The following is a 26,399-nucleotide window of genomic DNA, read 5'->3' on the forward strand; positions in this document are numbered from 1 at the left end:
ACGAAGAAAGGAACAAATGAACCGCAGATTTACATTGATTTTCGTTGATTGTTCAGGAACCTCCGTTGTGCCTCATTCCGGATCCGGACGTGAATCTTATCGGAGCGCCCGCGATGCCTGATGCAAAATCAACGTCAATCTGCGGTTTAAGATCTTTTGCCTTTCTTCGTGTCCTCCGTGCCTTCGTGGTGAAAGTCGCTTCCCGGCCGCTCAGCGGCCCTTGAATGCCGCCGGGCGCCTGGCCAGGAAGGCGGCCATGCCCTCTTTCTGATCCTCCGTGGAGAAGGATAGTCCAAAGGCCTGGCTCTCGAGGGCGCAGGCGTTGTCGAGATCGAGATCCTGGCCGCGGACCACCAGCGACTTCGCCAGGCGTACGGCGATGGGCCCCCGGGCGGCGATATCCCGCGCCATGGCGATCGCCTCGTCCATGACCCGGTCGTCGGGATGGACGTGGTTGACCAGCCCCAGCCGCAGGGCCTCGGTGGCGTCGATGCGGCGGCCGGTGAGAATCAGCTCCATGGCCATCGCGGTGCCGATGCGGCGCGGCAGGCGCTGGCTGCCGCCGAACCCCGGCGTGACGCCGAGGGTGACCTCCGGCTGGCCCAGTGCCGCGCTCGCCCCCGCCAGCAGCCAGTCGCAGGCCATGGCCAGCTCCAGGCCGCCGCCGAGGCAGTAGCCGCGGACCACGGCGATGACCGGGATGGGCAGGGTCTCCAGGGTCCGGAAGGCGGCCATGGCGCGCATCGAGAAGCGGTGCCCCTCGTCGGCGGTGAAGGCCTGCATCTCGCTGATGTCGGCCCCGGCCACGAAGGCCTTTTCGCCGCTGCCGGTCAGCAGCAGCACCCGCGCCCCGGGGTCGCGCCCCACCTCCGCGGCGGCCGCGCCGATCTCGTCCAGCGTCGCCGAGTTCAGGGCGTTGAGCGACTTCGGCCGGTTCACCGTCAGCCGCCAGATCCCCGCCTCCACCTCCTCCAGCACCACGTTGTCGTAGGCCATGCCCACCTCCATCTCTGTTTTATATTTATCCGCAGATTACGCGGATTGCGCAGATACCTTCTTTTGGTTAAACCGCAGATTTACGTTGATTTTCGTTGATTTATCTGTAGGACAGAAACTCCGACCGGAGAGAAGCGAACGCAGGCACTGCCTGTGGCTTGTCCTGGAACCCGGAAAGTCATCAGGCCAATAAACGAAAATGAACGTAAATCTGCGGTTTGATCGTATTTGGCATCTGCGTAATCCGCGTAATCTGCGGACAAATCAGTCATACCGGTAAAAGCCGCGGCCGGTCTTGCGGCCGAGGTAGCCGGCGTCGACCATCTGGCGCAGCAGCGGGCAGGGGCGGTACTTGGGGTCGCCGAAGCCGTCCTGGAGCACCTCGAGGATGGACAGGCAGGTGTCCAGGCCGATGAGGTCGGCCAGCGCCAGGGGGCCCATGGGGTGGTGCATGCCGAGCTTCATGACCGTGTCGATGTCCTCGGCCGTGGCCAGCCCCTCGTGGAGGGCGAAGATCGCCTCGTTGATCATCGGCATGAGCACGCGGTTGGAGACGAAGCCCGGGCTGTCCCTGACGCTGACCGGGGTCTTGCCCAGCCGCAGTGCCAGGTCGTGGATCCGCCGGTAGGTCTCCTCCGCCGTCTGCAGGGCACGGATGATCTCCACCAGTTCCATCAGCGGCACCGGGTTCATGAAGTGCATGCCGATGACCCGGTCGGGCCGCCCCGTGGCCGCGGCCAGGCGGGTCAGGGAGATGGATGAGGTGTTGGAGGCCAGGATCGTTTCGGGGCCGCAGACGCGGTCCAGGGTCTGCAGCAGCTCGGTCTTGACCACCAGGTTCTCGGTCACCGCCTCCACCACCAGCTCCGCCCCGGCCAGGGTGGCCAGGTCGGTGGTGGCGCCGATGCGCCCGAGGGTGGAGGTCTTGTCGGCGGCGGTGATCTTCTCCTTGGCCAACAGCCGTTCGAGGCTGCTCTCGATACCCGCCAGCCCGCGCCCCACAGCGGCATCCGAGGTATCGGCCAGGCGCACGTCGAAGCCGTGGGCCGCGAACACCTGGGCGATGCCATGGCCCATGGTCCCGGCGCCCACCACCCCTACGGTCTTAATCTCCATCCTCATCTCCGCATTTCAGTTTTCACCGCCAAGGCGCGAAGAACGCCAAGAGTTTTCCGTGTTCCGTGTTCCGTGTTCCGTGTTCCGTGTTCCGTGTTCCGTGTTCCGTGTTCCGTGTTCCGTGTTCCGTGAGTGCGTGAATGCGTGAGTGCGTGAGTGCGTGAGTGCGTGAGTGCGTGAATGGTGCCCTTCACCCTTCACCTTTATCCATTCACCTTTATCCCTTCACCCTTCACATGTTCCGCCGGTACTGCCCGCCCACTTCGAACAGGGCGCGGGTGATCTGGCCCAGGGAGCAGCAGCGCACGGCGTCCATCAGCACGCCGAAAAGGTTTTCGTTGTTCACGGCGGCCTGCTGCAGGCGCTCCAGCATGGGTCCCGAGGCCCCGGCGTGGCGCGACTGGAATTCGGCCAGGCGGCGGATCTGGCTCTCCTTCTCCTCCTCGGTGGAACGGGCCAGCTCGATGGTCTGCGGAGCCTCCTCCGGGTTCTCCTTGAGGAAGGTGTTGACGCCGACGATGGGCAGGCGGCCGTCATGCTTGAGGGTCTCGTAGTGGAGCGACTCCTCCTGGATCCTGCCGCGCTGGTAGCCGGTCTCCATGGCCCCCAGGACGCCGCCGCGCTCGGCGATGCGCTCGAACTCCTTCAGCACCGCCTCCTCCACCAGGTCGGTCAGCTCCTCGATGATGAAGCTGCCCTGGTTGGGGTTCTGGTTCTGGGCCAGCCCCCATTCGCGGTTGATGATCAGCTGTATCGCCAGCGCCCGGCGCACCGAATCCTCGGTGGGTGTGGTGACGGCCTCGTCGTGGGCGTTGGTGTGCAGGCTGTTGCAGTTGTCGTAGACGGCGATGAGCGCCTGGAGGGTGGTGCGGATGTCGTTGAAGTCCATCTCCTGGGCATGCAGGGAGCGGCCGCTGGTCTGGATGTGGTACTTCAGCTTCTGGGCGCGTTCGTTGGCGCCGTACTTCTCGCGCATGGCCACCGCCCAGATGCGCCGCGCCACCCGGCCCAGCACGGAGTACTCCGGGTCCATGCCGTTGGAGAAGAAGAACGACAGGTTGGGGGCGAAATCGTCGATGTTCATGCCCCGGGCCAGGTACGCCTCCACGTAGGTGAAGCCGTTGGCCAGGGTGAAGGCGAGCTGGGTGATGGGATTCGCGCCCGCCTCGGCGATGTGGTAGCCGGAGATGGAGACGGAGTAGAAGTTGCGCACCCGGTGGTGGACGAACCACTCCTGGATGTCGGCCATCATCCGCAGGGCGAACTCGGTGGAGAAGATGCAGGTGTTCTGGCCCTGGTCCTCCTTGAGGATGTCCGCCTGCACCGTCCCGCGCACGGTCTCCAGGGTCCACTCGCGGATCTTCTCCGCCTCGTCGTCGGTGGCCGGCCGGCCGTTGTCGCGCTCGAATTTCGCCAGCTGCTGGTCGATGGCGGTGTTGAAGAACATGGCCAGGATGGTGGGCGCCGGGCCGTTGATGGTCATGGAGACCGAGGTCATCGGATCGGTGAGATCGAAACCGTCGTAGAGGGCCTTCATGTCATCCAGGGTGGCGATGGAGACCCCCGAGTTGCCCACCTTGCCGTAGATGTCCGGCCGCCGGTCGGGATCGAAGCCGTACAGGGTCACCGAGTCGAAGGCGGTGGAGAGCCGCTTGGCCTCGGAGTGGCGCGACAGGTACTTGAAGCGGCGGTTGGTACGGAAGGCGTCGCCCTCCCCGGCGAACATGCGGGTGGGGTCCTCGTCGGCGCGCTTGAAGGCGAACACGCCGGCGGTATAGGGGAAGCTGCCCGGCAGGTTCTCCAGCAGCAGCCAGCGCAGCAGCTCGCCGTGATCGTCCCAGCGCGGCAGCACCACCTTCGGCAGCCGGGTGCCGGAGAGGGTGGTGGTGGTCAGGGGGATGTGCAGCTCGCGATCCCGGATGCGCACCACGTATTCATCCCCGGAATAGCTCTCGCGCACCTTCGGCCACTGCTCCAGCAGCCGCAGGGAACGGGGCTCCAGCGCCTGCTCCCGGCCCGTGGCCAGGCGCGCCAGGGCGGCCGGATCGCCCGCCTGCTCCGCCTCCAGCATGGCCGCGGCGGCCCGGAGCTGCTGACGTTCGCGGGCCAGCCGCGCCTGCGCCCGCGCATGATCGCGGTAGCCGCGCGACACCGCGGCGATTTCCGCCAGGTAGCGGGCGCGGGCGGTGGGCACGATCTCGGCCCGGCCGGTGGAGTGGCGGGTATTTACGGTCGGGCCGCCGATCTCCCACTCCGCCAGCCCCTTCTCCCGCAGGCTCAGCGCCAGCCCCTGGTAGAGCGCGGTGACGCCGTCATCGTTGAAGTGGGAGGCGGTGGTGCCGTACACCGGCATCGCCTCGGCCGGCTCGCCGAAGCGCTCGTGGTTGCGCTGGTACTGCTTGCGCACGTCACGCAGGGCATCCTCGCCGCCCTTGCGATCGAACTTGTTGATGGCCACCAGGTCGGCGAAATCGAGCATGTCGATCTTCTCCAGCTGGCTGGCGGCGCCGAACTCGGGAGTCATGACGTAGAGCGACAGGTCCACGAGGGGCACGATGCCCGCGTCGCCCTGGCCGATGCCGGGCGTCTCCACGATGACGAGGTCGAATCCTCCCGCCTTGCAGGCGTCCACCACCCCGGGCAGGCAGGCGGGCACCTCGCTGGCCGCGGAGCGGGTGGCCAGGGAGCGCAGGTAGACCGCGCCGCCGCCGATGGCGTTCATGCGGATACGGTCCCCCAGCAGGGCGCCGCCGCTCTTGCGCCGGCTCGGGTCCACGGCGATGACCGCAATGCGCAGCCGATCCTGCTGGTCGAGGCGGATGCGGCGGATGAGCTCATCGGTCAGGGAGGACTTGCCCGCGCCGCCGGTGCCGGTAATGCCGAGCACCGGCACCCGGCGCCGGGCAGCCCGCTCCCGCAGGTCCGTGCGCAGCGGCCCGGGGGCGGTCCCGGACTCGAGCAGGGTGATGAGCCGGGCCAGCCCGCGCCAGCCGTCCGCGTCAAGCCGATCGAGATCCACCCCGGTGTCGCGGGTGAGGTCCGACCCGGCCCGGGCGAGCATGTCGTGGATCATCCCCTGCAGTCCCAGGTGCTGGCCGTCCTCCGGCGAGTAGATGCGTGCGACCCCGTACTCGTGCAGGGCCCGGATCTCCTCCGGGACGATCACCCCGCCGCCGCCCCCGAAGACCCGGATGTGACCGGCATTGCGCTCACGCAGCTTGTCCACCATGTAGCGGAAGTACTCCACGTGGCCCCCCTGGTAGGAGCTCACGGCGATGGCATGGGCGTCCTCCTGGACGGCCGCGTCCACCACCTCCTCCACCGAGCGGTTGTGGCCGAGGTGGATGACTTCCGCGCCCCCGGCCTGGAGTATCCGGCGCATGATGTTGATGGAGGCGTCGTGTCCATCGAACAGGCTCGCGGCCGTCACGAACCGCAGCGGTCCGGGCGGAGCCTGGTGGCCGGTTTCCGCACTCGCCCGCGGGCGCACATCGTCTGGCATCTTTCCCTCCGCGCCGTGGTCCGCCTCCGGCAGGATTCCACGGTCCGAGTTCGTGTTCAGTCCCTTCATTTCCCATGCCCCGCCCACAGATCCGGCCCCGCGCGGTGAGGGGGTGGACTGTCACCCGGGCGGAGCCGGCAACGGAGCGTCCCGGTAGAGAAATGAAGCTACATAACGTTTACGTAAACGTCAATACAGGCTGCTGTCGACACCGACAGGGATGCCCCGTGGGAGACCCTGGACCACGCCGGCGCACCTGCCCGCCCTCCCCGCCGTGCCGGCGGGTCATTCCATAAACCAAGGCAACAGGTTGCCGCATGTTCAATCAGAATGCGCTTATGGACTTGAAATGGCGGGCCGAGACCGGTATGGTAAAAAAGATGTTTATTTACAGAAACATGACAGCAGCGCCCTATGCAGGCGATGCACCCCGGCATTACGCAGTCCCCGCCTTCAGTCGCACTCGCCCACCCTCATGGGCAGGACGCGGCCGTCCCCGCTGAGTCCCCGGGATGAACAATCCCATGCCCGTGGCGCCACAGGCCGCACGGCACTCAAGACAACCAGAAAGCGCACCCGGGTGCGCTCATGGACAGAATTCATTATGGAGAAACAGACAAGCGAACGCCGCACCACCCCCGTGAGCACCGCATTCCGCAAGCCGGTGCTCGGAGACGGCGCCGCGGTCTGCGAACTGATTCGCAACTGCCCGCCGCTCGATGTGAACTCCTGCTACTGCTACTTCCTGCTGTGCAGCCACTTCGCCGGCACCAGCGTGGTGGCGGAGTCCGGTGACGCCATCACCGGCTTCATCTCCGCCTACCTGGAGCCCTCCGCTCCGGACACCGTCTTTGTCTGGCAGGTGGCCGTGGCCGAGTCGCAGCGCGGCACCGGGCTGGCCGGGCGGATGCTTGACGCCATCATGGCGCGAACGGAATGTGCCGGCGTGCGCTGGCTGGAGACCACCGTCTCCCCGTCCAACCGCGCCTCGCGCCGGCTCTTCGAACGGTTCGCCGAGCGCCATGGAGCCCGGTTGGAGGAACTCCCCTTCCTGGAGGCCGCACACTTCGGCGACAGCGGCCATGAAGCGGAGCCCCTGCTGCGCATCGGGCCGCTGGGAGGCGCCTGATCACCCTTACCAGAACCTGGCCGAATGATGCCGAACCGGGCCACGGCGCCGCGCGCCCCATACCCGGCTCCCGTCACCCTGACAGGCTCTGGCGTTCGACTCGCAACCATCGTCAACGAATCGATATCAACCAGACCGAGAGACCAAATCATGCGTATCTTTGAACAGCTGGAATCCGAAGTCCGCGGCTACGTGCGGTCCTTCCCCGCCATTTTCGACACTGCCAAGGGCTCCTTTCTCTACGACGACCAGGGCAACAAGTACATCGACTTCTTCGCCGGCGCCGGGACCCTGAACTACGGGCACAACAACCCCGCCTTCAACCGGGCCCTGATCGAATACCTGGAGCGTGACGGCATCGTGCACGGCCTGGACAAGGCCACGGTGGCGAAGAAGAACTTCCTGCAGAAGTTCTACGACACCATCCTCGCGCCCCGCAATCTCGAGTACAAGGTGCAGTTCACCGGCCCCACCGGCACCAACGCGGTGGAGACCGCGCTGAAGCTGGCGCGGATGGTGAAGCGCCGCTCCACCGTGATCTCCTTCACCAACGGCTATCACGGCCTGACCATGGGCTCGCTGGCGGTGACCGGCAACAACTTCTACCGCGACGAGTTCTTCGGCGTGCGCAGCAACACCGCCTTCATGCCCTATGACGGCTACTTCGGCAAGGACGTGAACACCATCGACTACCTGCGCCGGTTCCTGACCGACGGCAGCAGCGGCGTGGACCTGCCCGCGGCCTTCATCGTCGAGACGGTCCAGGGCGAGGGCGGCGTGAACGTGGCCAGCGACGAGTGGCTCCAGGGCCTGGAGGCGCTGAGCCGGGAGCTCGACATCCTGCTCATCATCGACGATATCCAGGTGGGCAACGGCCGCACCGGCACCTTCTTCAGCTTCGAGCGCGCCGGCATCAAGCCCGACATGGTGACCCTGTCCAAGTCGGTGGGCGGTGGACTGCCCCTGGCCCTGCTGCTCATGCGCCCCGACCTGGACCAGTGGAAGCCGGGCGAGCACACGGGCACCTTCCGCGGCAACAATCTCGCCTTCGTGGCCGCCACCGAGGCGCTGGCCTACTGGGAGAACGACGATCTCTCCGAGGCGGTCAGGTACAAGGGCGCGATCATGAAGGAGGAACTGGATCGCATCGCCGCCAAGTTCCCCGACCTGGAGTCCGAGGTCCGCGGCGTGGGCATGGTCTGGGGCCTGGAGCTTCCGCGCACCGGCTTCGCCGGCGAGCTCTCCAAGGAGTGCTTCGAGAACGGCATGGTGATCGAGACCGCGGGCGCCGACGACCAGGTGCTGAAGTTCCTCCCGGCACTGACCATCGAGGAGGAGACCCTGCGGGAGGGTTTCGGAATCATCGAAAAGGCAATCGACACCCTGCTGACCCGCAAGCAGGCCCTGCGCAGTGGAGCGGTACGATGATAGTCAAGCAGCTGAGCGAGATTGTCGGAACCGAAAACGACGTCAAGGCCGAGAACGGCAACTGGGCGAGCCGGCGCTTCCTGCTGAAGAAGGACGGGATGGGGTTTTCGTTCCACGACACCACCATCTTCGCCGGGACCGAGACCTACATCTGGTACAAGTACCACCTCGAGGCGGTCTACTGCGTGGCCGGCGAGGGCGAGATCGAGGACCTGGAGACCGGCATCACCCACCCCATCTCCGACGGCACCATGTACGCCCTCAACGGCAACGAGCGCCACTACCTGCGCGCCCGCAAGGACATGCGCCTGATCTGTGTGTTCAATCCGCCGCTGACGGGCGCCGAGGTGCACGACGAGGATGGCGCCTATCCGCTGCTGAGCGACAGCGCCTGAGACACCGTCCCGCCCCGGGCACCCCGGGGCGGGACACCTTCATCGCCACACCGGCAACCGGGGTGGAACGCCCGGCCCCGTCCCGGGCGCTCGATCCTCCGGACCGCCACCGCGCCCCCCTACCCGTCCGCCGGAACCCTTCCTCCACCCTGTCGCAGCCGGCAGGCTCCTCCGGCACCGACGACCGCCCGCCGCCCCCGGGTGCGTGTCCGGACCAATCCGGGGCCCGGCCTGCCATGCCCACCGGCGAACAACCCGGCTGCGCGCGCCACCGTGCCCGATTGCTGGAAGCGCCTTTCAGCTTCGTTTCATATTTCCCGGGTAAGCTTGCCTCCAACCGCCGCACGCCGCGGTGCGCCCTTCTCCCGGAAACCAAGGAAACCGTCATGAACCTGCGTAACTCGGAAGATCGTTATGGCGCCGTTGCCCAGCTTCTGCACTGGGGCATGCTGATCCTGTTCATCGCGCTCTACCTCATCGCCGAGTCTATGGAAGAAATGCCCAAGGGCCCGGACAAGCTCGAACTCATCGGCCTGCACAAGTCACTCGGCGTCACCGCCCTGCTGCTGGTACTGGCCCGGGTCGGCTGGCGCTTCATGAGCCCCCCGCCCGCCACTGCCGCCGACTTGAACCCGATGCAGCAGAAGGTGGCGGGCGCCCTGCACATCCTTCTGTACATCTGCATGTTCGCCATGCCCCTCACCGGCTACGTGATGTCCATGGCCGGTGGTCACCCCATCGAGGTGTTCGGCCTCTTCTCCCTGCCCGACCTGGTCGGCCAGAGCCACGACCTGAAGGAGTTCGCCGAGGATTCACACAAGGCCATCTGGGTCATCATCATGGTCCTGGTGGGCCTGCACGCGGCGGCCGCCCTGTTCCACCACTTCGTGGCCAAGGACAGCATACTGCGGCGCATGCTCCCCGGCGGCGCCAGCGCCTGATCCCTCCGCGGGCCGCCCGCCACCCCCCTGGCGGGCGGCCCGCATCCGGGCAGCCACCGAGGCATCCGCCAGGATCCCGCGGTGGTTCCCTGGAGACCCGCTCGGGTCTCCGCTTCGCTGTGACACGGTTTGCCACGGACGGCGGTATGATGAGTCCTCCAGCCTGTGCCGGAGGACTTTTTTTGGCCACCCCCACCGATGCACTGGGGATCGCCCATCCACCCGCCGCGGGCGAGGTGCGCATCGTCTCCCTGGTCCCGAGCCTCACCGAGCTGCTGTTCGACCTGGGGCTGGGCGGGCAGGTGGTGGGCCGCACCCGCTATTGCGTTCATCCCCAGCCGGCGGTTGAAGCGGTTCCCGCCGTCGGCGGCACCAAGAAGGTCAACCGCTCCCGCCTGCTCGAACTGCGCCCCAGCCACCTGCTGGTGAACGTGGACGAAAACCCGCGGGAACTGGTGGAGTCCCTGGCCGGCTCGATCCCCCATGTCATCGTCACCCACCCCAACGCCCCGGGCGACAACCCCGCGCTCTACCGGCTGCTCGGTCACATCTTCCACCGCGAACCGGCGGCGGAGGCGCTGTGCGAACGCTTCGACGCCGCCCTGGAGCGGTTGCGCGGGGTTGCCATGGATCTTCCGCCGCGGCGGGTCCTCTACCTCATCTGGAAGGCGCCCTGGATGACCGTCTCCCGGGATACCTATATCGCCCGCACCCTGGCGCTGGTGGGATGGGAAACCCTGGGTGATGATCCGGCCAGCCGTTATCCGGTGGTGGAACTGGACGCGCGCCTGCTGGCCGCAGCCGAACTGGTGCTGTTCGCCAGCGAACCCTACGCCTTCGGCGAGCGGGACCTGGAGGAGTTCCGGGCCGACCACCCGCTGTGCGGCGCCCGCCTGCTGCGGCTCGATGCGGAGATGGTTTCCTGGTACGGCAGCCGCGCCATCCGCGGTCTCGACTACCTGGCGGAGCTCGCGCGAAGGGTGGCGGAGGCATGAGCGGCCTGGCTCGGGTCTTCGTGGACGCCGGGCGGCTCGGCTACGGGCTGCAGGCCCTGCTGTCGTCCGCATGCCTCCCTGAAGGGTGCGAGGAGGCGGGGGGATTCAGCCACCTGTGGCTGGTGTGCAATACCGGCGCCCGGGTGCAGCGGCGCTGGCTCGCGGGCCGCGATCCCGAATCCCTGGCGTCGGCCGGCGCGGATCCGGCTCCCGGCTCCTGCGGCCCCCTGGATGACTTCTGCCGGGCCGAACTCGGCGGCTTGCTGGGGGACCGCGGGCACCGTTTTCTGTACCCGCGGGCGGCGGAAGAGCCGCAGGCGTCCCTGGTCGCAATCCTGGGGGCCGCCGGCCTGCACCGGCCCTCGCCCCTGATGCAGGCGCTGCACCGGCGCTTCGGCAGCTGGTGGGCCGTACGTGCGCTCATCGCGGTGGATGCCGGCGCCGGGGCGATGATTCCCGACACCGTGGCCGAACCGCTCGGTGCGGACCCCTGCCCGGGCTGTGCTCGTCCCTGCACCCGCGCCTGCCCGGCCGGCGCGGTCGGCCCGGGGGGCTGGGACTGGAGACGCTGCACGACCTACCGGCTGGAGGCCGGATCCGCCTGTACGCGGGATTGCCCGGCACGGGTCGCCTGCCCCGTGGGCGCGGCGTTCCGCTACCCGGTCGAGGTCAGGGCCTATCACTACGGTGTCTCGCGGCGGTTCCTGGAGGGGTGGAGGGACTGATTCACCACGGAGGCGCGGAGTTCACGGAGGGGCTGGTTTGGGAGGCGGTCCATGCGGTGCGCGCGGCGCACCCTACGGCTGGACCGCCCGCCCCCTTCCCGGCGCGCGGCGTAGAGTGCGCCGTGCGCACCAAAGGCGCCGGCGGTATGCGCCGGCAGGATGCAGGTTATCCCCAACACCGGGTTTCGTTACGGCAGCAGGACCGGCCCCGTCGGACCAGGACAAACTTCGTGCCCTTCGTGCCTTCGTGGTGAAGGATTTTTCTGGTGTAGGATTTTCGTGGTGAAGGATTCTTGTGCCGAACAGGACGGGACTGACCGGTCCGGACTCTCCGGACCGGTCACGCAGCCCGCTCAGTCGCCGGCGCGCACGGCCACGTAGCTGCCGGGGGCATCCTCCAGCACCGCCAAGCCCTTGCCGGGCTCACGGGCCTCCACCTCGCCCGCGGCGAACTCGCCCACCCAGCCGTCCCAGTCGCTCCACCAGGAGCCGTCGTGCCGCTCGGCGCCCTCGAGCCAGGCGTCGGACTCCTCCGGCAGCTCCGTGCCGGTCCAGTAACCGTACTTGTTGGCCACCGGGGGATTGATGACGCCGGCGATGTGGCCGGAGGCGCCCAGCACGAACCGGACCGGGCCGGAGAAGAGCCGGGTGCCGCGGTAGGTGGCCTGCCAGGGGGCGATATGGTCCTCGCGGGTGGAGAGGAAGTAGACCGGCACCTGGACCCGTCCCAGGTCGATGCGGCTGCCGGCCAGCTTCAGCGCGCCCGGCTCCTTCAGCAGGTTCTCCTGGTACATCTTGCGCAGGTAGAAGCTGTGCATCCGCGCCGGCATGCGGGTGGAATCGGAGTTCCAGTACAGGAGGTCGAAGGGGAAGGGTTCCTTGCCCAGCAGGTAGTTGTTGATGGCGAACGACCAGATGAGGTCATTGGCCCGCAGCATGTTGAAGGTGGTGGCCATGGCGCGGCCGTCCAGATAGCCTGCCGCGTCCATGCGCTCCTCCAGGGCCACCAGCTGATCCTCGTCGATGAACACGCCCAGCTCGCCCGGGTCGGAGAAATCGAGCATGGTGGTGAGGAAGGTGGCGCTGGCGATGCGCTTGCTGCGGCGGGCCGCCAGCCAGGCCAGGGTCGAGGCCAGCAGGGTGCCGCCCAGGCAGTAGCCCACGGCGTTCACCTGGCGCTCGCCGGTCGCCTTCTCGATGGCGTCCAGGGCCGCCAGGGGACCCTCGGTGAGGTAGTCGTCGAAGTTCTTTTCCGCCAGCCGGGCATCCGGGTTGACCCAGGAGATGACGAACACCGTGTGCCCCTGGGCGACGGCCCAGCGGATGAAGGAGTTCTTCTCCCGCAGGTCGAGGATATAGAACTTGTTGATCCACGGCGGCACGATGAGCAGGGGGCGCTTGCGCACCTTTTCCGTGGTGGGGGTGTACTGGAGCAGCTGCATGAGCTCGTTCTGGAACACCACCTTGCCCGGGGTCACGGCGATGTTCTGGCCCAGGGTGAAGGCCTCGAGATCGGTCATGCGGGTGCGCAGCTGGCCGTCCTGCAGATCGTTGAGCAGGTGCTCCATGCCCCGCACCAGGTTGCCGCCGTTGCTCTCGAGGGTCGTGCGCAGGACTTCCGGGTTCGTAGCCAGGAAGTTGGTGGGCGCGAGGGCGTCGAGGAACTGGCGGGTGAAGAAATCGACCTTCCGGGCGGTCTGGGGTTCGAGCCCCTCGGCGCCGCGGACCACCGCCAGCATCCACTTGGCGGTGAGCAGGTAGGCCTGCTTGATGAAGTCGAACAGCGGGTTGTCCTGCCAGGCCTCGTCCTTGAACCGGCGATCGTCGCGGGCCGGCTGGATCACCGACTCGGAACTTGCGCCGAGCATGCGCATGCCGGCCTGCTGCCAGAGGCTGAAGGCGTCCTGCCAGAAGCTCACCTGGGTCCCCGCCAGCGCGGCGGGATTGGCGGCCAGGCTCATGGCCAGCTGGGAAAAGGCCCGCCCCAGCCCCAGGCTGTCGTCCATGGGCAGGGTCTTGCGCTGCTGCAGCTGCTGGCTCAGCCACTTGCCGTAGAACTGCTGGCTCAGCAGCGACATGCGCATCAGGTTCTGGGACAACTCGATGGGATTGGGCGCGCTCTGGGCACCGGCCGTCTGCTCGCTCATGGATCTGGTATCTCCGCTGGGTTCCGGCACTTCTTGGCCTGTGTGCCGGGACGCTTCGGAGGCGTGCCCGGCCATTATTGTGCTATGCAGCATTCTAGTATGAACGGCGCACGAATGCGAGCCGGAATGGGGGCTTACGGAGAACCTGCAGACCCCCGGCCCGGGACCGTGGGCAGCGCGGACGGTCTATTCGAGACCGGACCGGGACGGTGGCGACGCGGGCCGGTCAGCCCCGCCCTCCCCCGCTTGCCCCTCCCCGTAGCCGAGGTGTCCGACCAGCTCCAGGGTGATCTGGTCGAAGGCGAGGATCTGTCCGCCGAACCGGCGGGCGAAAACCTCGGCGTCCTCCCGCTCGCGGAAAGAGGCCAGGGTGGGACCCATGGCCCCACGCAGGGGATGGCCGGCCACGTACCATGCCCTGCGTGCATCCACCAGGGGGGCATCCAGCGGAAGATCCCAGCGTCCACCCGCCATGTCATGGACATACACCTCGCGCACCACCGCACCCGCCTCGGGCTGCAACAGGTAGGCGAAAAGATCCCGGGTGGAGCAGAACTTGAGCGCCCGTGGCTGCCCATCGGCAATGACCTCTCCCATCGGTCCGGGGAAACGGGCGAGTATCATGCCGCAGACGTGACACTCATCCCCGGCCTCGATGGGCCGGGGCCCGCCCGGAGCCCGGCTATCGACCTGCGGGTCGCACGCCGTCAGCAGGAACACCCCCACCAGGGCCCCGAGGACCCGTCGGCGTCGTGCAGCAAGCGGTGTTGCCCGCATCCTCTCAGAGCTCCCGTCCCTGGAACCGCCACAGGGCCAGTCCGAAGGGGACGGCCACCCAAAGTCCCAGCACCAGCAGCAGCCGGGCGGGCGTGAAGGTCCCCTCGACAACGATGGATGCGAGCCCCGCATAGGTTTTCACCGGCTCGAATCCCCCCAGGTTGGCGAGCCGGAACACGTCGGTGGGATTGAGCAGCAGCAGGTAGGGAAAGACCGATTTGCCCACCGCCCCTCCGGTTGCCACCAGCCCACCCAGCAGGAGGAGATCGAACACCAGCACGAAGAGGAACCAGACCACCAGCGCCGCGCCCGCCGCCCGGGACTTCTCATCCACGGTGACACTGATGAGGTGGGCGATTGCCACGAAGGCGAGCCCCAGTAGGGTGGCCGAGAGAATGAAATAGGCGAATGAGAACAGCAGCTGCAGGTTCGCACTCTCACGCGCCACCAGGGTCACCAGAACACCGGCGCTGCCGAAACCGACAGCGGTCGAGACGGCGAGGATCAGGCCGTGACCGAGCAGCTTGCCGGTCAGCAGCTGGGAGCGGGAGAGCGGATAGGAGAGAAGCAGATCCAGTGTCCCGCGCTCCCGCTCACCCACCACCGTGTCGTAGGCGAGCAGCAGGGCGATGAGCGGGATCAGGAATACCGCCAGGCTCGCGAGACTGACCAGCGTGGTGGCCAGGGAGGTGACACCCACGAAGCCGGATGCGGCTGAGCCGAAGTAGGCCAGGCCCACGGCCAGCAGGGCGAACACGACGGTGATGGCCAGCACCCAGCGGTTGCGCAACCCGTCGTGGAACTCCTTGCCGGCGACGATCAGGATGCTGTGCATGGGGCCTCCGCCGGACGAGTCGACGGGCCGAAGTGATCGTAGAGCATCTCCAGCGACGGCGGCTCCACCGCCACGTCACGGATTCCATCGACCGCGAGCAGGACGCGCAGAACGTCCAGCTTGGCCGCGCCGGGGACCCTGAGCTCCAGCTCCGTGGCGCTTCTGCGGTGCACCACCGCCCCCCGCTCGATCACCCTATCCACCCGTTTTTCGTCGGCCCAGTCGCCCCCGGCCCGGATGGTCACGCCCAGGCCCGCCCGCCGTCCCAGCTCTTCCAGGTTTCCGGACACCAGCAGCCGGCCCGCGCCGATGATGGCGGCCCGGTCGATGTGCCGCTCGATGCCGGCGAGGACATGGGAGGAGAGCATTACCGTCGCCCCCCGCCGCCGCAATTCGTCAAGCATGGAATAGACATCTCGGGTGGCGTCGGGGTCGAGGCCCGCCGTGGGCTCGTCGAGCAGCAGCAGGGCGGGTTCTCCCAGCAGCGCCTGGGCCAGCCCGAGGCGCTGGCGCATTCCGTTCGAATAGCCCTTCACGGGCCGGTCGGCCGCCTGGGCCAAGCCCAGGCGCTCGAGCAGCGGTTCCGATGCACCGCGGCCGATCCCCTTCAGGCGGGCGAAGTAGCGCAACACTTCCCGCCCCGTCAGTTCGCCGTAGAAGACCACGCTCTCCGGCAGGTAGCCGAGCCGGTGCCGAAGCCGGCGCACGTCCCTGCCGCAGGGATCGCGTCCCAGCACCTCCACCCTCCCCGAATCGGGCCGGGTGAGCCCCAGCACCAGTTTCATGATGGTGGTCTTGCCCGCTCCGTTGTGACCCAGCAGGCCCAGGACCTCGCCCTCGCGGGCGGAAAGACTCACCCCGTCCAGGGCCTGGACCCGGCCGTAACGCTTGTGGAGGTTCTCCAGTTTGACGGGGACTGGCATCTCAATGCTCCGGTAGTCCGGCCGGCATCATCAGCGGATGACTGTCTCGAACCCCCGGCGAACGGAATACCGGAAACTCCCGCTGCACCCAGCGCAGGGCCTGCACCGCGGGGCTGTTCATGAGCAGTCGCGCCAGGGGGTATTTCCACAGCAGCTTGTCCACGGCGTCGTTGGGCTCGTAGTGGCGGTCACCCACCCCGTCGGCGTCGAGATCCCAGCCGAGATAGTCGCTCCAGAAGTTGCCGTGCCCCTCGTGGGACCACTCCTGCTCGCGGCTGGCCACGTACTTGACCTGGACGCGGTTGTTGACAAAGTCGTTGCCGTACAGGTGATTGTCCTCCGATCCGGCGGTGAGGTGGATGCCGATGTCGCCATCGGCGAAACGGTTGTTCCGGATCTCGTTGTAGAGGGAGTTGTAGATGAAGATGCCCTTGCCCTCGGCCCCGGGCACGTCGGATCCCCCGGTGATGTAGGCCTGTCCCCGGGCCACGCTCTGCACCCGGTTCCCGGCGATCTCGCTGTAGGTGATGAAGTTCATCAGGATGCCGTAGTTGGTGTCGCCCTCGGAGCGGTTGCCCGTGACCGTCAGGGAACGGGACTGCATCAGCGCGTAGCCCGTGCGCGTCTCCCAGGTCAGGTTGTCGCGCACGGTATTGTCGTGGGAGTACATGTAGTGGATGCCGTAGCGCAGGTGATGGATGCGGTTGCGCTCCAGTATGCAGTCGGCGCTGTTGTCGATGTAGATGCCGTCGCGGGCCTCCCATATCTCGTTTCCCTCGACCCGGCTGTCGCGGGTATTGAAGAGGTGGATCCCGTTGCCGCGATCCTGGGAGCGCAGCTCCGGCTCCCCCTGGATGCGGTTGCCGCGCACAAGCACGCCGGGCGCGCCATCCACCCAGATGCCGAACAGGGAGCGCGCGAGCGTATTGTCCAGGATGCGCGCCCCCGCACCGGCCCGCTCCACGAAGACACCCGCGTCCATGGCGGTCAGATCGATGCCCGAGCGCCGAATCTCCAGGCCGCGCAGGGTGACTTCCGGCGCCGCGATGGTCACCACCCGGCCCCGGCGGTCGCCGTCGAGCACGGCGCCCGGACGGCCCTCCAGCACCAGCGGCCGGTCAACCCTGAGATTGACCGTGAAGGTGCCCGGGTCCAGCAGCACCGTATCGCCCGGCGCAGCGTCCTGCAGGGCCGCCTCCAGCGCCGCCGCGTCCCCGCCGGGTATCACCCACTGCGCCGCCGGCAGGCTCCCGGCGAGACAGGCCAGCAACGGGGCGAGGCAGAGCCGGCGCCAACCGCCCACGGCGGGCCGGCTGGGGGTCATATCGGATGCGGGCCGCAACGTCACGCCCCTCAGACCTCCACCAGCATGCGGCCACGCATCTCCATGTGCAGGGCGTGGCAGAACCAGGTGCAGTAGTACCAGTGCACCCCGGGCTTGTCGGCAACGAAGGTGACCGAGGAGGTCTGCTGCGGCCCGATCTCCATGTTGACGCCGTGATTGGTGAGGCAGAAGCCGTGGGTCAGGTCCTCCACCTGGTCGACGTTGGTGACCACCACGGTCACCTCGTCGCCCTTGCGCACCCTGAACTCCGTGAGGCCGTAGACCGGCGCGACGGTGGTCATGTAGACGCGGACCCGGTTGCCGTCGCGGATCACCTTGTTGTCGCGGGTGGGCTCGATCCCGTCGCGCGCGGCCATGGCCACGGTCTCAGCGAAGTAGGGATCGTCGCGCCGCCAGCGGCGCAGGGGACGCACCATGCTGCGGTGGACCAGGACGGCGTCGTGGGGTTCCACGTAGGCGGGCCCGTCGTGGACCAGTTCCATGGTCTCGCCAGAGATGTCGATGAGCTGATCGTTCTCCGGGTGCAGGGGGCCAGTGGCCAGGAAGCGGTCCTTGGAGAACTTGTTCAGCGACACGAGCCACTTGCCGTCGGCGTCCCGGGTCTCGCCGAGGGTGGTGTGGTTGTGGCCGGGCTGGTAGTGGACGTCCAGTTTCTGGCGGATATAGTCCACCGGCTCCCCGTTGTAGGCGCGGATGGCGTCGGCGATGTTCCACTTCACGATCTGGCTGTCGATGAACAGGGTGGTGTAGGCGTTGCCGCGGCCGTCATAGGCGGTGTGGAGCGGGCCGAGGCCCAGCTCGGGCTCCGCCACCACCACGTCCCGGGGCTCCTTCAGCTTGCCCGCGAACCACTCGTCCACCCGGTCGATATCGATGAGCGTGCAGGTGGGCGAAAGCTTGCCGTTGGCGCAGAAGTACTTCCCGTCCGGCGAGGTGTTCAGGCCGTGGGGGCTTTTCGGGGTGGGAACGTACAGGGTCAGATCGGAGCCGTGGCGGCCGTCCACCACCGGCACCTCGGAATCCCCGATAGTGGTGTAGTTGCCCGCCTTCACCGCCGCCTCGATCCGCTCGGTATTGAAGATGACCACCCAGTCGCGCTCGTTGCGCATCATCTCCGCCAGGACCGTCCCGCCTTCCGAGTTGTAGCAGCAGGAGGCGGCATAGCGGCCATAGTAGTCGGCGTCGGTATTGTCCAGGTTGCCGTCCACCTGGACCTGCCAGGCGATCTCCATGGTCTCGCCGTCGATGGCCGTGAACAGGGTGCCGTACTTCTCGGGATTTTCCAGGTCGCGCCCGTCATTGGGCTGGGGCACCCGGAACTCGGCGTTCACGAAGATGTAGCCGGTCTTCGGCACCCGCTGCACCCGCAGGCCGTGCAGCGCGGTGACGTTCGGGATGGTGACGATCCGGTCGGTGCGCATGATGTCGCAGCGGATGCGCGCCACCCGGGTGTTGGCCTTGTCCTGGATGTAGATGTAGCGCCCGTCGTAATGGCCGTCGATCTGGCTCATGTGGGGGTGGTGGGCATCGCCGTTGAGGGGGAAATTCTCCCCCAGCACCCGCCGGCTCTCGTTGGTGATGCCCCAGCCGATGGCGCCGTCGAAGTTGAACACCGGGATGCGGTTCAGCTCGCGCATGGACGGAATCCCGTAGATGCGCAGCTCCCCGGTCTGTCCACCGCTCCAGAATCCGTAGTACTCGTCCAGTTCGCCCGGCGCCACGTGGGTTTTGGGAGCCCCCTCCGTCTCCGCCCGGACATCCGCCACCGTCCGGAACAGGCTGCTCGCATAGCCGACCCCGGCGGCACCCGCAACCGCAGCACCGGCGCCCAGGAAGGTGCGTCGGGTGAAACCGACTCGATCTTTCTTGTCCTGTGACATGACAGTCCCCTCCTCGTTCAGTTCAGTGCGCCGGTCGACGGCCCGTTGCTCGCCGGCATCCCCGGTTCCAATGATGGCCTTACGAGGATTCCTTCCCCATCGTCACGGGGCGGACGCCCCCCAGCGCCGCCTCCATGCGCTCCGCTGCCGCCCGGGCCTCCGGGGCCTTTTCCCGCCGCTTGCGCCGCTCCACCATGGGCGGACACTTGTGCGCATCCCAGTAGGTGACCTGGCAGTCGAGACAGTAGTGGCATTCGTTGACGTTGATGCGGCCGATGGGATCGATGGCCTGAATTTCGCACTCGTTGGCACACACCTGGCAGGGCCGGCCGCACTCCTTGTGGCGCTTCAGCCAGTCGAAAATGCGCAGGCGCGCAGGCACCGCCAGCGCCGCCCCCAGCGGGCATAGATACTTGCAGTAGAACTTGCAGTTGAAGGCGGAGATGAGCACCAGCGCCAGGGCGTAGGCGATGTAGGTCCACTCCCGCTGGAAGCGCAGGGTCACGGCGGTCTTGAACGGCTCCACCTCGGCATAGACCTCGGCGGTGGCCAGGGACTGCAGGGAGATCCCGAACAGCCCCAGGAGAATGAGGTACTTCACCGCCCACAGGCGCTCGTGGACCGCGGCCGGCAGCTTGAGCTGAGGCACATGGAGCCGCTGGGCCGCCATGTTAGCCAGCTTCTGCATGGCACCGAAGGGGCACAGCCACCCGCAGTAGACCCCGCGCCCCCAGAGCAGCAGCGTGGCGGCCACGTAGGTCCAGAGGATGAATAGGACGGGGTCGGTGAGAAACGTCTCCCAGCGGAACTCGCCCCGCAGCGCGTTCACGAAGGTGAAGGTGTTCACCACCGAGAGCTGGCCCCGGAAGAGCCAGCCGATGACCAGCAGGGTCAGCAGCAGGAACCCCGTGCGCAGGACGACGAGCAGCCGCGCGCGACGCGCCAGCGCGTCCTGGAAGATCAGGATCAGGGTCAGGCCGGCGAGAAGCACGCCCAGGATGGCGATGTCGAGCGCCCGATCCGCCCAGATGGACTGCCAGATCCCGGCCTCCGGTGCGGGCCCGGCCGGGGCGGGCCGCACGATATACGCCTCCGGCGTTTCATACTCGGCAGTGAAGGTGGTGAACACGCTCTCCAGCGCGCCCACCTGGCGTCGCACCAGCAGCTCCAGCTGCCAGGGCCGGCCCGGGTCGAAGTCGTAACCCTCGCGGATGATGAAAATCTCCTTCTCTCCGAATTCCGGCATTCCTTCCAGCTCGGGGTCCATAAGGCGCTGGTAGTCGGTATCCCGAAACAGGATGGTCTGATCCCCCTGCACCACCTGGATGCGGTCGAAGATGCCGCCGCGGACATAGCCGGAGCCCTTGAAGGAGTAGATCCCGTTGGCCATCAATGCGATGGCGTGTCCACCCTCCCCGAGATCCGCCATGAGCCGCTCATACTCCCGCTGGCCCAGCAGGTTGCGCCCCACCATGGGCGGATTGAGATAGGTGTAGTAGAGGTCGATGAACGTCCCGCAGGGCTCACCCGGCAGGCACTCCGGCTGACCTGTGGAGATGCCGCGTCCCTCGCCCGCCGTCCCCCCGAAGGCCGCCTCCACCTCCTCGCGCTCGATCAGCAATCGGCGGATGGACCCGTCCCCGGTCAGCTGCACCCAGTCGGCGGGCTGGTACAGTTCCTCCCGGACCCGTGCCTGGACCGCGGCGGTGTCGGCTCCGGTCTCGAGAATTCCACGCTCCTCGGCCACGCGCCGAGCCGCGCGCATGATGCTGCGGTTGACCACCTTCACCGTGACCGTGGCGCCGGAGATCGCATCGAGGCTGACGCTGCCTTCCGCCTCCCTTCCGCCCACCTCGATGCGATCGGTGATTGACTTCCCCACGTGCTGGCGGGTGAAGTCGAACAGGCGCTGCTCCGGGATGCCCACCAGCAGGATGGGTTCATGGTGTTCGATGACCTCGGCGCCGGTAATCCTGCCCTCCAGGTCGATTCCGACCAGCACATTGACCGGCTTGCCCGAGTAGGCGGGTATCGGGGCGATGTCCTGGGTACGCAGTACGTACCCCACGATCGCTCCGTTCCGGTAAACCGGCGCCGCGGGCGCTTCACCCTCCACAGGACCAAACCGGTCGGCATCGGGAAAGAACTGTCGGACCTGGGGGTATCGGGCTTCGATCCCCGAAGCGGGAAGTGCCGCGAAGAGGCAGGACGGCGGGAGGATGAACAACAGGCCCCAAATGATGACACCGCGAATGATGCGGCTCGGTTTCTCCCGGTCAGGCAATTTCAGGTGCCCTGAATACATAGCCGACGGCTGCTGAAAAGACCGTGCTGGACGTTGCCGGATATCTGAAAAACTGCAGACGGCGGCTTTTCAGAGCCAGAAAACCCTTTTCGGGTGCAAGCCTTCGCGCCCTCTACAAGTCTAGGCCGGGATCATCGTCTCAGCGAGGTGGCGGGATGAAAATAGGACAGCGCATGGTAGCGCGATTTACCGTCCGGAGCAGGGACCTGATCCGGGTGGAGACTGCCGTACTGTTGGGACGGGCAGCCGCTGGAACGATGCGTTCCGGCGCGGTCAGCGGCCGAACAGTTCGTCTCCTGGTAGTTCAGACCACGGGGTGTGTCTCGACAAAGTGCTTCAGTACCAGCTTGAGCCGCAGGACCCGGTCCCGATCCCCCCGGGACTCGGCCAGCTCGATGTCCTCGACGATGATGCGGCTGATCCGGGGCACCCCCTTCTCCGTATGCACGAGGTAGTTGCCCAGCTCCATTGCCACCATCTCCGGGACATGCTCATGCTCGGCGATGGCATCCACCTCCTCTTCGGTCAGGTCGCACAGTCCCAGGCAGTCTTCAAAGGTCAACATTGTTATCTCCCCGTCTGTCATTCCCGTCGGCGGAACGGGTAGCTAGGCGTCATTGATATCCGAGCCATCAAATTAGAATCTAGGACGATTCGTGTGGGATAGGCAACTGGAGGACTATGGATTCGTTCTGGTAGGAGACAGCTATTGCCAGGACACCTTTCCCCGGCAGCGCTCCACCGGCCTCCCTCACCTTCGGACCTGCACGCCGGTCTCAGCGGGAGGCGATGCCGTTCAGCAGGATATCCATCACCTGCACCGAATAACTCTCAGGGTCATCGGCGTAAGCGACCCCGGACAGGGCCCGCATCACCGTTCGGGACTGGAAGAAGTGGACATTGGCGGCAACCATCAGGCTCGCGATGAGGACCGGGTCGACGTCGGTGCGCAGTTCACTGCGTGACTGCCCTTCCCGGATAACCTCCACCAGCCGGGTGAAGCCGTCGCCCAGCACCCGCTCGGTGAGTTCCTGGCCCCGGCGCAGGTCGCTCTCCAGCACTTCACGGATGATGAGCCTCGAGACCCCCTCGTTGGCCAGGATGTTCTGCAGGTGTTCCCGGGAGATGCCGCGCAGCCGGGCCTCGTAGCCGTCGCGCTCCCCGGCATAGTCGTCCAGCAGTGCCTCGAAGCGGGACACGGCACTGCGCAGGACCGCCAGGTAGAGGGTGTCCTTGGAGCTGAAATGGTGGAAGACGTTGGCCTTGGATACCCCTGCCCGCTCCGCCACCTCGCGTACGGAAACCCCCGCAAAACCCTTGGCGGCGAAGAGTTCGGCGGCGGCGGCGAGGATGGTCTCGCGCCCGGCGGGAGAGGGACTGGCGGCTGCGGACATCAGGGAGAGCTCCACGATCGGAACAACGGAAACCCCGGCATGATACCACCCTCCCCGGCGACGGGTGGCGGCAGTACCGCGGCCATGTGTCCGAGGTGCGGGTTTATCCGCAGATTACGCGGATGACGCAGATTCGCCCGCCTGGATTCGGCGAGGCCCGTTGAGAACCCGTTACCGTGCACGCGGGAATTCTGCCCGGCCGGTAACCGCGGATTGGCGTTGATTTTCGTTGATTCGTCCGATGCGCTGGAGTCCCTCCTGCCATGAGGGGCCTCCGGACCCCTGCCCAGGGCCTGGCGTAAGTCTGCGGTTGATTCAGAAAAACTGAGTCATGGGCGTCTCTGCCGAGTGCTCCTGGAGACCCTATTCAACCCGGACGAAGCGGTAGACGCCGTCGCCGCCCGCCGCCCGGACCAGGCGGCCCTCGGCGTGGAGATAGTTGAGGTGGGCGATGGCCTCGCCCATGGCGAACATGAGCTGGTGGAGATCCAACTGGCGCGGGAAGAGGCGCTCCAGCAGGCCACAGGCGCTCACCGGCTCGCCGCAGGCCGCCAGCACCTGCTCGAGACGTTCGTCGTGGTGGGCGGCGTACTCGTCCAGGCGGGTATGGAGGCCGCGAAACACCCGGCCGTGGGAAGGCAGCACCAGGGTCTCCCCGGGCAGTTCACGGAACGACTCCAGGGAATCCATGAACTGCCGCAGGGGGTTGGCCTCGGGCTCGAAGTGCCAGACGCTCACATTGGTGGAGATGCGGGGCAGAACCTGGTCGCCGGAGATGAGTACGCCGAGTTCCGGACAGTACAGCGTCAGGTGCTCCGGGGCATGGCCCCGGCAGACCCGCAGCAGCCACTCCCGACCGTCGATCCCGATCCGATCGCCCGCCTGCAGCCGGATGTAGCCCCCGGGCAGACCGCGCACGCCGCGGGCATAGGTGTTGCCCCGGGCGACGAAGGCGGCTTCCCGCTCCGAATCCAGGCCGTGCCGGGCGAAGAAGCGCGCCAGCTCCGCCCGGTTCCCGGGCCCCAGGTCGTTGCGCGCCAGGCTGGCGGTCAGGTATTCGGCCTGGGACATGTACAGGGGGGCACCGAAGCGCTCCGTCAGCCAGTCGGCCAGCCCCACATGGTCCGGATGGAAGTGGGTGACGATGACCCGTTTCAGCGGCCGCCCTTCCATCACCGAATCGAACAGCGCCTCCCAGTGGGCCATCACCTCCCCGCCGCCGATGCCGGTATCGACCAGGGTCCACCCGTCGCCGTCGCGCAGCAGCCACAGGTTGATGTGGTCCAGCACGAAGGGAAGCGGCATGCGGACCCAGTACACACCGGGAGCCACTTCCAGTACGCCGCCGTGCTCGGGCGTTGTCGCAAAGGGGTAATCGATGGACGGCATGACCCTGAATCCCTGCTCCGCTGGGTGGGTCAGGAACCATATCCGGGATTTACGTTTACGTAAAGAGGAAGTAGTCTTGGAGTGCCCGCCTGCGAAGCGGATGCAAACGGCAAGGCGACGGGCAGGTAAAAATAATGATTGTCGGGGTCAATCACAACAAAATCATGGAAAAAACCACCTATACCATTACCGAACTGGCCAAGGAGTTCGACGTCACCACCCGGGCCATCCGCTTCTACGAGGACCAGGGTCTGCTCACGCCGCTGCGCGAGGGCCGCCGGCGAGTGTACCGCAAACGGGACCGCGTGCGGCTGAAGCTGATACTGCGCGGCAAGCGCCTGGGCTTCAGTCTGGGCGAGATCAAGGAGCTGTTCGATCTCTACGACAACGCCCCGAGCGAGATACCGCAGCTGCAGCGCTTCATCAACATCCTCGGCGAGCGCAAGGATATCCTGGAGCAGCAGAAACAGGACATCGAGGTGGTGCTGCAGGAGATCACCGCCGTGGAGCGCCAGTGCCGCGACCTGCTCAGTGAAAAGGAGAAGGCGTCGGCCGCCCGCCACCGCAAGACCGCCAAGGCCTGAACCGCGGACGGGCAGGCAGCGGCCGCCCCGACATGGCACCGGGCGCGGCTCCATGACCGTCGACGCCTGCGGATGAGACCGCCCGGCCCGGGGGTCCGGGACGCCATCGGGAACCGCCCCGGAAGCACCGGCCAGACACCTCTCCCCCCACATCCCGCGCAAGCGCAACACCGGACCCGCAAGCCGCGGGGAATCTCCCTCCCCTTGTATTGACGTTTACGTAAACGTCATATAATTTTAGCGGAAATGGTGGCACCGCCACGCCCACCCGGTCGAGAAGAGAGAGTGACATGATCCAGTACCCCAGCCTCAACTTCGGTCTTGGCGAGACGGCGGACATGCTGCGTGACGCGGTGCAGTCCTTCGCCACCGAGGAGATCGCCCCGCGCGCCGCGGACATCGATCGCGCCAACGAGTTTCCCGCCGATCTCTGGCGCAAGCTCGGCGACATGGGCCTGCTGGGCGTGACCGTGGAGGAGGAGTACGGCGGCAGTGCCATGGGCTACCTGGCCCATATCGTCGCCATGGAGGAGATCAGCCGGGCCTCGGCCTCGGTGGGGCTGTCCTACGGCGCCCACTCCAACCTCTGCGTGAACCAGATCCGCCGCAACGGCACGGACGATCAGAAAGCCCGTTACCTGCCGGGGCTGGTCACCGGCGAGCTCGTGGGCGCATTGGCCATGAGCGAGCCGGGCGCCGGATCGGACGTGGTGGGGATGCGCCTGCGGGCGGAGAGAAAGGGCGATCGCTTCGTGCTCAACGGCAACAAGATGTGGATCACCAACGGCCCCGACGCCGACGTGCTGGTGGTCTACGCCAAGACCGACCCCGAGGCCGGGCCGCGGGGCATCACCGCGTTCCTGGTCGAAAAGGGGTTCCCGGGCTTCTCCACCGCGCAGAAGCTGGACAAGCTCGGCATGCGCGGCTCGAACACCTGCGAGCTGGTATTCGAGGATTGCGAGGTTCCGGAGGGGAACGTCCTCGGGGAGCTGAACAAGGGCGTGCGGGTGCTCATGTCGGGACTCGACTACGAGCGGGCCGTGCTGGCGGGAGGTCCGCTCGGGATCATGCAGTCCTGCATGGACACGGTGCTGCCCTACCTGCACGAGCGGGAGCAGTTCGGCCAGGCCATCGGCACCTTCCAGCTGATGCAGGGCAAGCTCGCCGACATGTACACCACCCTGAACGCCTGCCGCGCCTACGTCTACGCCGTGGGCGCCGCCTGCGACCGCGGCGAGACCACCCGCAAGGACGCCGCCGGGGCCATCCTCTACTCCGCCGAGAAGGCCACCTGGATGGCCCTGGAGGCGATCCAGTGCCTCGGCGGCAACGGCTACATCAACGAGTATCCCACCGGCCGCCTGCTGCGGGACGCCAAGCTCTACGAGATCGGCGCCGGCACCTCCGAGATCCGCCGCATGCTCATCGGCCGCGAACTGTTCAACGAAACGGCCTGAGGGATTTTCCCCGGTCGGGAGGTTAACGTGTAAAAAATCTCACCACGAAGGCACGAAGGACACGAAGAAAAGAACCTGACAAACCGCAGATTGACGGTGATTTACGTTTATTGTGCCGACCTTGCCGGGAAGGCAC

General features: G+C 66.8%; 21 protein-coding genes. 8 read left to right on the forward strand and 13 right to left on the reverse strand.

Features of this window, described 5'->3' with window-relative positions; genetic code table 11:
* Positions 1 to 210 precede the first annotated feature (210 nt).
* From DFQ59_RS07955 to icmF, 3 genes are all read right to left on the reverse strand, one after another.
* Positions 211 to 996 carry an enoyl-CoA hydratase-related protein gene (locus tag DFQ59_RS07955; protein ID WP_114279228.1) on the reverse strand — a complete coding sequence of 262 codons (786 nt, stop codon included), beginning with the start codon at positions 994 to 996 and terminating at the stop codon, positions 211 to 213.
* A gap of 264 nt (positions 997 to 1,260) precedes the next feature.
* Positions 1,261 to 2,112 (reverse strand): 3-hydroxybutyryl-CoA dehydrogenase, encoded by an 852-nt coding sequence (locus DFQ59_RS07960; RefSeq protein ID WP_114279117.1) that lies wholly within the window; start codon positions 2,110 to 2,112, stop codon positions 1,261 to 1,263.
* A 232-nt stretch (positions 2,113 to 2,344) separates the two neighbouring features.
* Entirely contained in the window at positions 2,345 to 5,614 is a 3,270-nt protein-coding gene (gene icmF, locus DFQ59_RS07965) for a fused isobutyryl-CoA mutase/GTPase IcmF (RefSeq protein ID WP_114279229.1), read from the reverse strand.
* 604 nt (positions 5,615 to 6,218) lie between these two features.
* Between icmF and ectA the strand changes: the two genes are divergently transcribed.
* The 6 genes from ectA to DFQ59_RS07995 all read left to right on the forward strand — a co-directional run bounded on the left by ectA (position 6,219) and on the right by DFQ59_RS07995 (position 11,227).
* Positions 6,219 to 6,743, forward strand: coding sequence for a diaminobutyrate acetyltransferase (gene ectA, locus DFQ59_RS07970; RefSeq protein WP_114279118.1), 525 nt, complete (start codon positions 6,219 to 6,221; stop codon positions 6,741 to 6,743).
* Positions 6,744 to 6,893: 150 nt separating this feature from the next.
* Complete coding sequence (gene ectB, locus DFQ59_RS07975; RefSeq protein WP_114279119.1) at positions 6,894 to 8,171, forward strand: diaminobutyrate--2-oxoglutarate transaminase; 1,278 nt, start codon at positions 6,894 to 6,896, stop codon at positions 8,169 to 8,171.
* Positions 8,168 to 8,566 (forward strand): ectoine synthase, encoded by a 399-nt coding sequence (locus tag DFQ59_RS07980; protein WP_114279120.1) that lies wholly within the window; start codon positions 8,168 to 8,170, stop codon positions 8,564 to 8,566. The genes ectB and DFQ59_RS07980 overlap by 4 nt, the downstream gene beginning before the upstream one ends.
* Before the next feature lie 386 nt (positions 8,567 to 8,952).
* Positions 8,953 to 9,507, forward strand: coding sequence for a cytochrome b (locus DFQ59_RS07985; protein WP_170142085.1), 555 nt, complete (start codon positions 8,953 to 8,955; stop codon positions 9,505 to 9,507).
* 182 nt (positions 9,508 to 9,689) lie between these two features.
* Positions 9,690 to 10,502 carry a helical backbone metal receptor gene (locus DFQ59_RS07990; protein ID WP_211314825.1) on the forward strand — a complete coding sequence of 271 codons (813 nt, stop codon included), beginning with the start codon at positions 9,690 to 9,692 and terminating at the stop codon, positions 10,500 to 10,502.
* A complete protein-coding gene (locus DFQ59_RS07995; RefSeq protein ID WP_114279122.1) occupies positions 10,499 to 11,227 on the forward strand; it encodes a hypothetical protein in 729 nt (242 codons plus the stop codon). The genes DFQ59_RS07990 and DFQ59_RS07995 overlap by 4 nt, the downstream gene beginning before the upstream one ends.
* Positions 11,228 to 11,580: 353 nt before the next feature.
* Here the strand turns inward: DFQ59_RS07995 and DFQ59_RS08000 are convergent, their stop codons facing one another.
* From DFQ59_RS08000 to DFQ59_RS08045, 10 genes are all read right to left on the reverse strand, one after another.
* Positions 11,581 to 13,374 carry a PHA/PHB synthase family protein gene (locus tag DFQ59_RS08000; RefSeq protein ID WP_114279123.1) on the reverse strand — a complete coding sequence of 598 codons (1,794 nt, stop codon included), beginning with the start codon at positions 13,372 to 13,374 and terminating at the stop codon, positions 11,581 to 11,583.
* 186 nt (positions 13,375 to 13,560) lie between these two features.
* A complete protein-coding gene (locus DFQ59_RS08005) occupies positions 13,561 to 14,151 on the reverse strand; it encodes a nitrous oxide reductase accessory protein NosL (protein ID WP_114279124.1) in 591 nt (196 codons plus the stop codon).
* Between the two features lie 4 nt (positions 14,152 to 14,155).
* Positions 14,156 to 14,986 carry an ABC transporter permease gene (locus DFQ59_RS08010; RefSeq protein WP_114279125.1) on the reverse strand — a complete coding sequence of 277 codons (831 nt, stop codon included), beginning with the start codon at positions 14,984 to 14,986 and terminating at the stop codon, positions 14,156 to 14,158.
* Positions 14,971 to 15,909 (reverse strand): ABC transporter ATP-binding protein, encoded by a 939-nt coding sequence (locus tag DFQ59_RS08015; RefSeq protein ID WP_114279126.1) that lies wholly within the window; start codon positions 15,907 to 15,909, stop codon positions 14,971 to 14,973. The genes DFQ59_RS08010 and DFQ59_RS08015 overlap by 16 nt, the downstream gene beginning before the upstream one ends.
* Before the next feature lies 1 nt (position 15,910).
* Positions 15,911 to 17,233 carry a nitrous oxide reductase family maturation protein NosD gene (locus tag DFQ59_RS08020; protein ID WP_114279127.1) on the reverse strand — a complete coding sequence of 441 codons (1,323 nt, stop codon included), beginning with the start codon at positions 17,231 to 17,233 and terminating at the stop codon, positions 15,911 to 15,913.
* A gap of 29 nt (positions 17,234 to 17,262) precedes the next feature.
* Positions 17,263 to 19,134 carry a TAT-dependent nitrous-oxide reductase gene (gene nosZ, locus DFQ59_RS08025; RefSeq protein WP_114279128.1) on the reverse strand — a complete coding sequence of 624 codons (1,872 nt, stop codon included), beginning with the start codon at positions 19,132 to 19,134 and terminating at the stop codon, positions 17,263 to 17,265.
* Between the two features lie 79 nt (positions 19,135 to 19,213).
* Complete coding sequence (nosR, locus tag DFQ59_RS08030) at positions 19,214 to 21,439, reverse strand: transcriptional regulator NosR (RefSeq protein WP_114279129.1); 2,226 nt, start codon at positions 21,437 to 21,439, stop codon at positions 19,214 to 19,216.
* Positions 21,440 to 21,743: 304 nt separating this feature from the next.
* Positions 21,744 to 22,004 (reverse strand): hypothetical protein, encoded by a 261-nt coding sequence (locus DFQ59_RS08035; RefSeq protein ID WP_114279130.1) that lies wholly within the window; start codon positions 22,002 to 22,004, stop codon positions 21,744 to 21,746.
* 211 nt (positions 22,005 to 22,215) lie between these two features.
* Positions 22,216 to 22,833: a TetR/AcrR family transcriptional regulator gene (locus DFQ59_RS08040; RefSeq protein ID WP_114279131.1), complete on the reverse strand. Its 618-nt coding sequence runs from the start codon at positions 22,831 to 22,833 to the stop codon at positions 22,216 to 22,218.
* Between the two features lie 363 nt (positions 22,834 to 23,196).
* Positions 23,197 to 24,222, reverse strand: a complete 1,026-nt coding sequence (locus tag DFQ59_RS08045) for an MBL fold metallo-hydrolase (RefSeq protein WP_114279132.1) — start codon at positions 24,220 to 24,222, stop codon at positions 23,197 to 23,199.
* A 164-nt stretch (positions 24,223 to 24,386) separates the two neighbouring features.
* On the opposite strand from DFQ59_RS08045, the gene DFQ59_RS08050 reads away from it, so the two are divergent.
* Both DFQ59_RS08050 and DFQ59_RS08055 read left to right on the forward strand, forming a co-directional pair.
* Complete coding sequence (locus DFQ59_RS08050; RefSeq protein WP_211314827.1) at positions 24,387 to 24,806, forward strand: MerR family transcriptional regulator; 420 nt, start codon at positions 24,387 to 24,389, stop codon at positions 24,804 to 24,806.
* Positions 24,807 to 25,096: 290 nt separating this feature from the next.
* Positions 25,097 to 26,263: an isovaleryl-CoA dehydrogenase gene (locus DFQ59_RS08055; RefSeq protein ID WP_114279134.1), complete on the forward strand. Its 1,167-nt coding sequence runs from the start codon at positions 25,097 to 25,099 to the stop codon at positions 26,261 to 26,263.
* Positions 26,264 to 26,399 lie beyond the last annotated feature (136 nt).

The sequence above is a fragment of the Thioalbus denitrificans genome (assembly GCF_003337735.1).
Lineage (GTDB): Bacteria > Pseudomonadota > Gammaproteobacteria > DSM-26407 > DSM-26407 > Thioalbus > Thioalbus denitrificans.

What these genes read in the sequence shown, in the direction of transcription:
- DFQ59_RS07955 (WP_114279228.1), bottom strand. Translation starts at nt 996, where the DNA reads ATGGCCTACGACAACGTGGTGCTGGAGGAGGTGGAGGCGGGGATCTGG.
- DFQ59_RS07960 (WP_114279117.1), bottom strand. Translation starts at nt 2,112, where the DNA reads ATGGAGATTAAGACCGTAGGGGTGGTGGGCGCCGGGACCATGGGCCAT.
- icmF (WP_114279229.1), bottom strand. Translation starts at nt 5,614, where the DNA reads ATGCCAGACGATGTGCGCCCGCGGGCGAGTGCGGAAACCGGCCACCAG.
- ectA (WP_114279118.1), top strand. Translation starts at nt 6,219, where the DNA reads ATGGAGAAACAGACAAGCGAACGCCGCACCACCCCCGTGAGCACCGCA.
- ectB (WP_114279119.1), top strand. Translation starts at nt 6,894, where the DNA reads ATGCGTATCTTTGAACAGCTGGAATCCGAAGTCCGCGGCTACGTGCGG.
- DFQ59_RS07980 (WP_114279120.1), top strand. Translation starts at nt 8,168, where the DNA reads ATGATAGTCAAGCAGCTGAGCGAGATTGTCGGAACCGAAAACGACGTC.
- DFQ59_RS07985 (WP_170142085.1), top strand. Translation starts at nt 8,953, where the DNA reads ATGAACCTGCGTAACTCGGAAGATCGTTATGGCGCCGTTGCCCAGCTT.
- DFQ59_RS07995 (WP_114279122.1), top strand. Translation starts at nt 10,499, where the DNA reads ATGAGCGGCCTGGCTCGGGTCTTCGTGGACGCCGGGCGGCTCGGCTAC.
- DFQ59_RS08000 (WP_114279123.1), bottom strand. Translation starts at nt 13,374, where the DNA reads ATGAGCGAGCAGACGGCCGGTGCCCAGAGCGCGCCCAATCCCATCGAG.
- DFQ59_RS08005 (WP_114279124.1), bottom strand. Translation starts at nt 14,151, where the DNA reads ATGCGGGCAACACCGCTTGCTGCACGACGCCGACGGGTCCTCGGGGCC.
- DFQ59_RS08010 (WP_114279125.1), bottom strand. Translation starts at nt 14,986, where the DNA reads ATGCACAGCATCCTGATCGTCGCCGGCAAGGAGTTCCACGACGGGTTG.
- DFQ59_RS08015 (WP_114279126.1), bottom strand. Translation starts at nt 15,909, where the DNA reads ATGCCAGTCCCCGTCAAACTGGAGAACCTCCACAAGCGTTACGGCCGG.
- DFQ59_RS08020 (WP_114279127.1), bottom strand. Translation starts at nt 17,233, where the DNA reads ATGACCCCCAGCCGGCCCGCCGTGGGCGGTTGGCGCCGGCTCTGCCTC.
- nosZ (WP_114279128.1), bottom strand. Translation starts at nt 19,134, where the DNA reads ATGTCACAGGACAAGAAAGATCGAGTCGGTTTCACCCGACGCACCTTC.
- nosR (WP_114279129.1), bottom strand. Translation starts at nt 21,439, where the DNA reads ATGTATTCAGGGCACCTGAAATTGCCTGACCGGGAGAAACCGAGCCGC.
- DFQ59_RS08035 (WP_114279130.1), bottom strand. Translation starts at nt 22,004, where the DNA reads ATGTTGACCTTTGAAGACTGCCTGGGACTGTGCGACCTGACCGAAGAG.
- DFQ59_RS08040 (WP_114279131.1), bottom strand. Translation starts at nt 22,833, where the DNA reads ATGTCCGCAGCCGCCAGTCCCTCTCCCGCCGGGCGCGAGACCATCCTC.
- DFQ59_RS08045 (WP_114279132.1), bottom strand. Translation starts at nt 24,222, where the DNA reads ATGCCGTCCATCGATTACCCCTTTGCGACAACGCCCGAGCACGGCGGC.
- DFQ59_RS08050 (WP_211314827.1), top strand. Translation starts at nt 24,387, where the DNA reads ATGGAAAAAACCACCTATACCATTACCGAACTGGCCAAGGAGTTCGAC.
- DFQ59_RS08055 (WP_114279134.1), top strand. Translation starts at nt 25,097, where the DNA reads ATGATCCAGTACCCCAGCCTCAACTTCGGTCTTGGCGAGACGGCGGAC.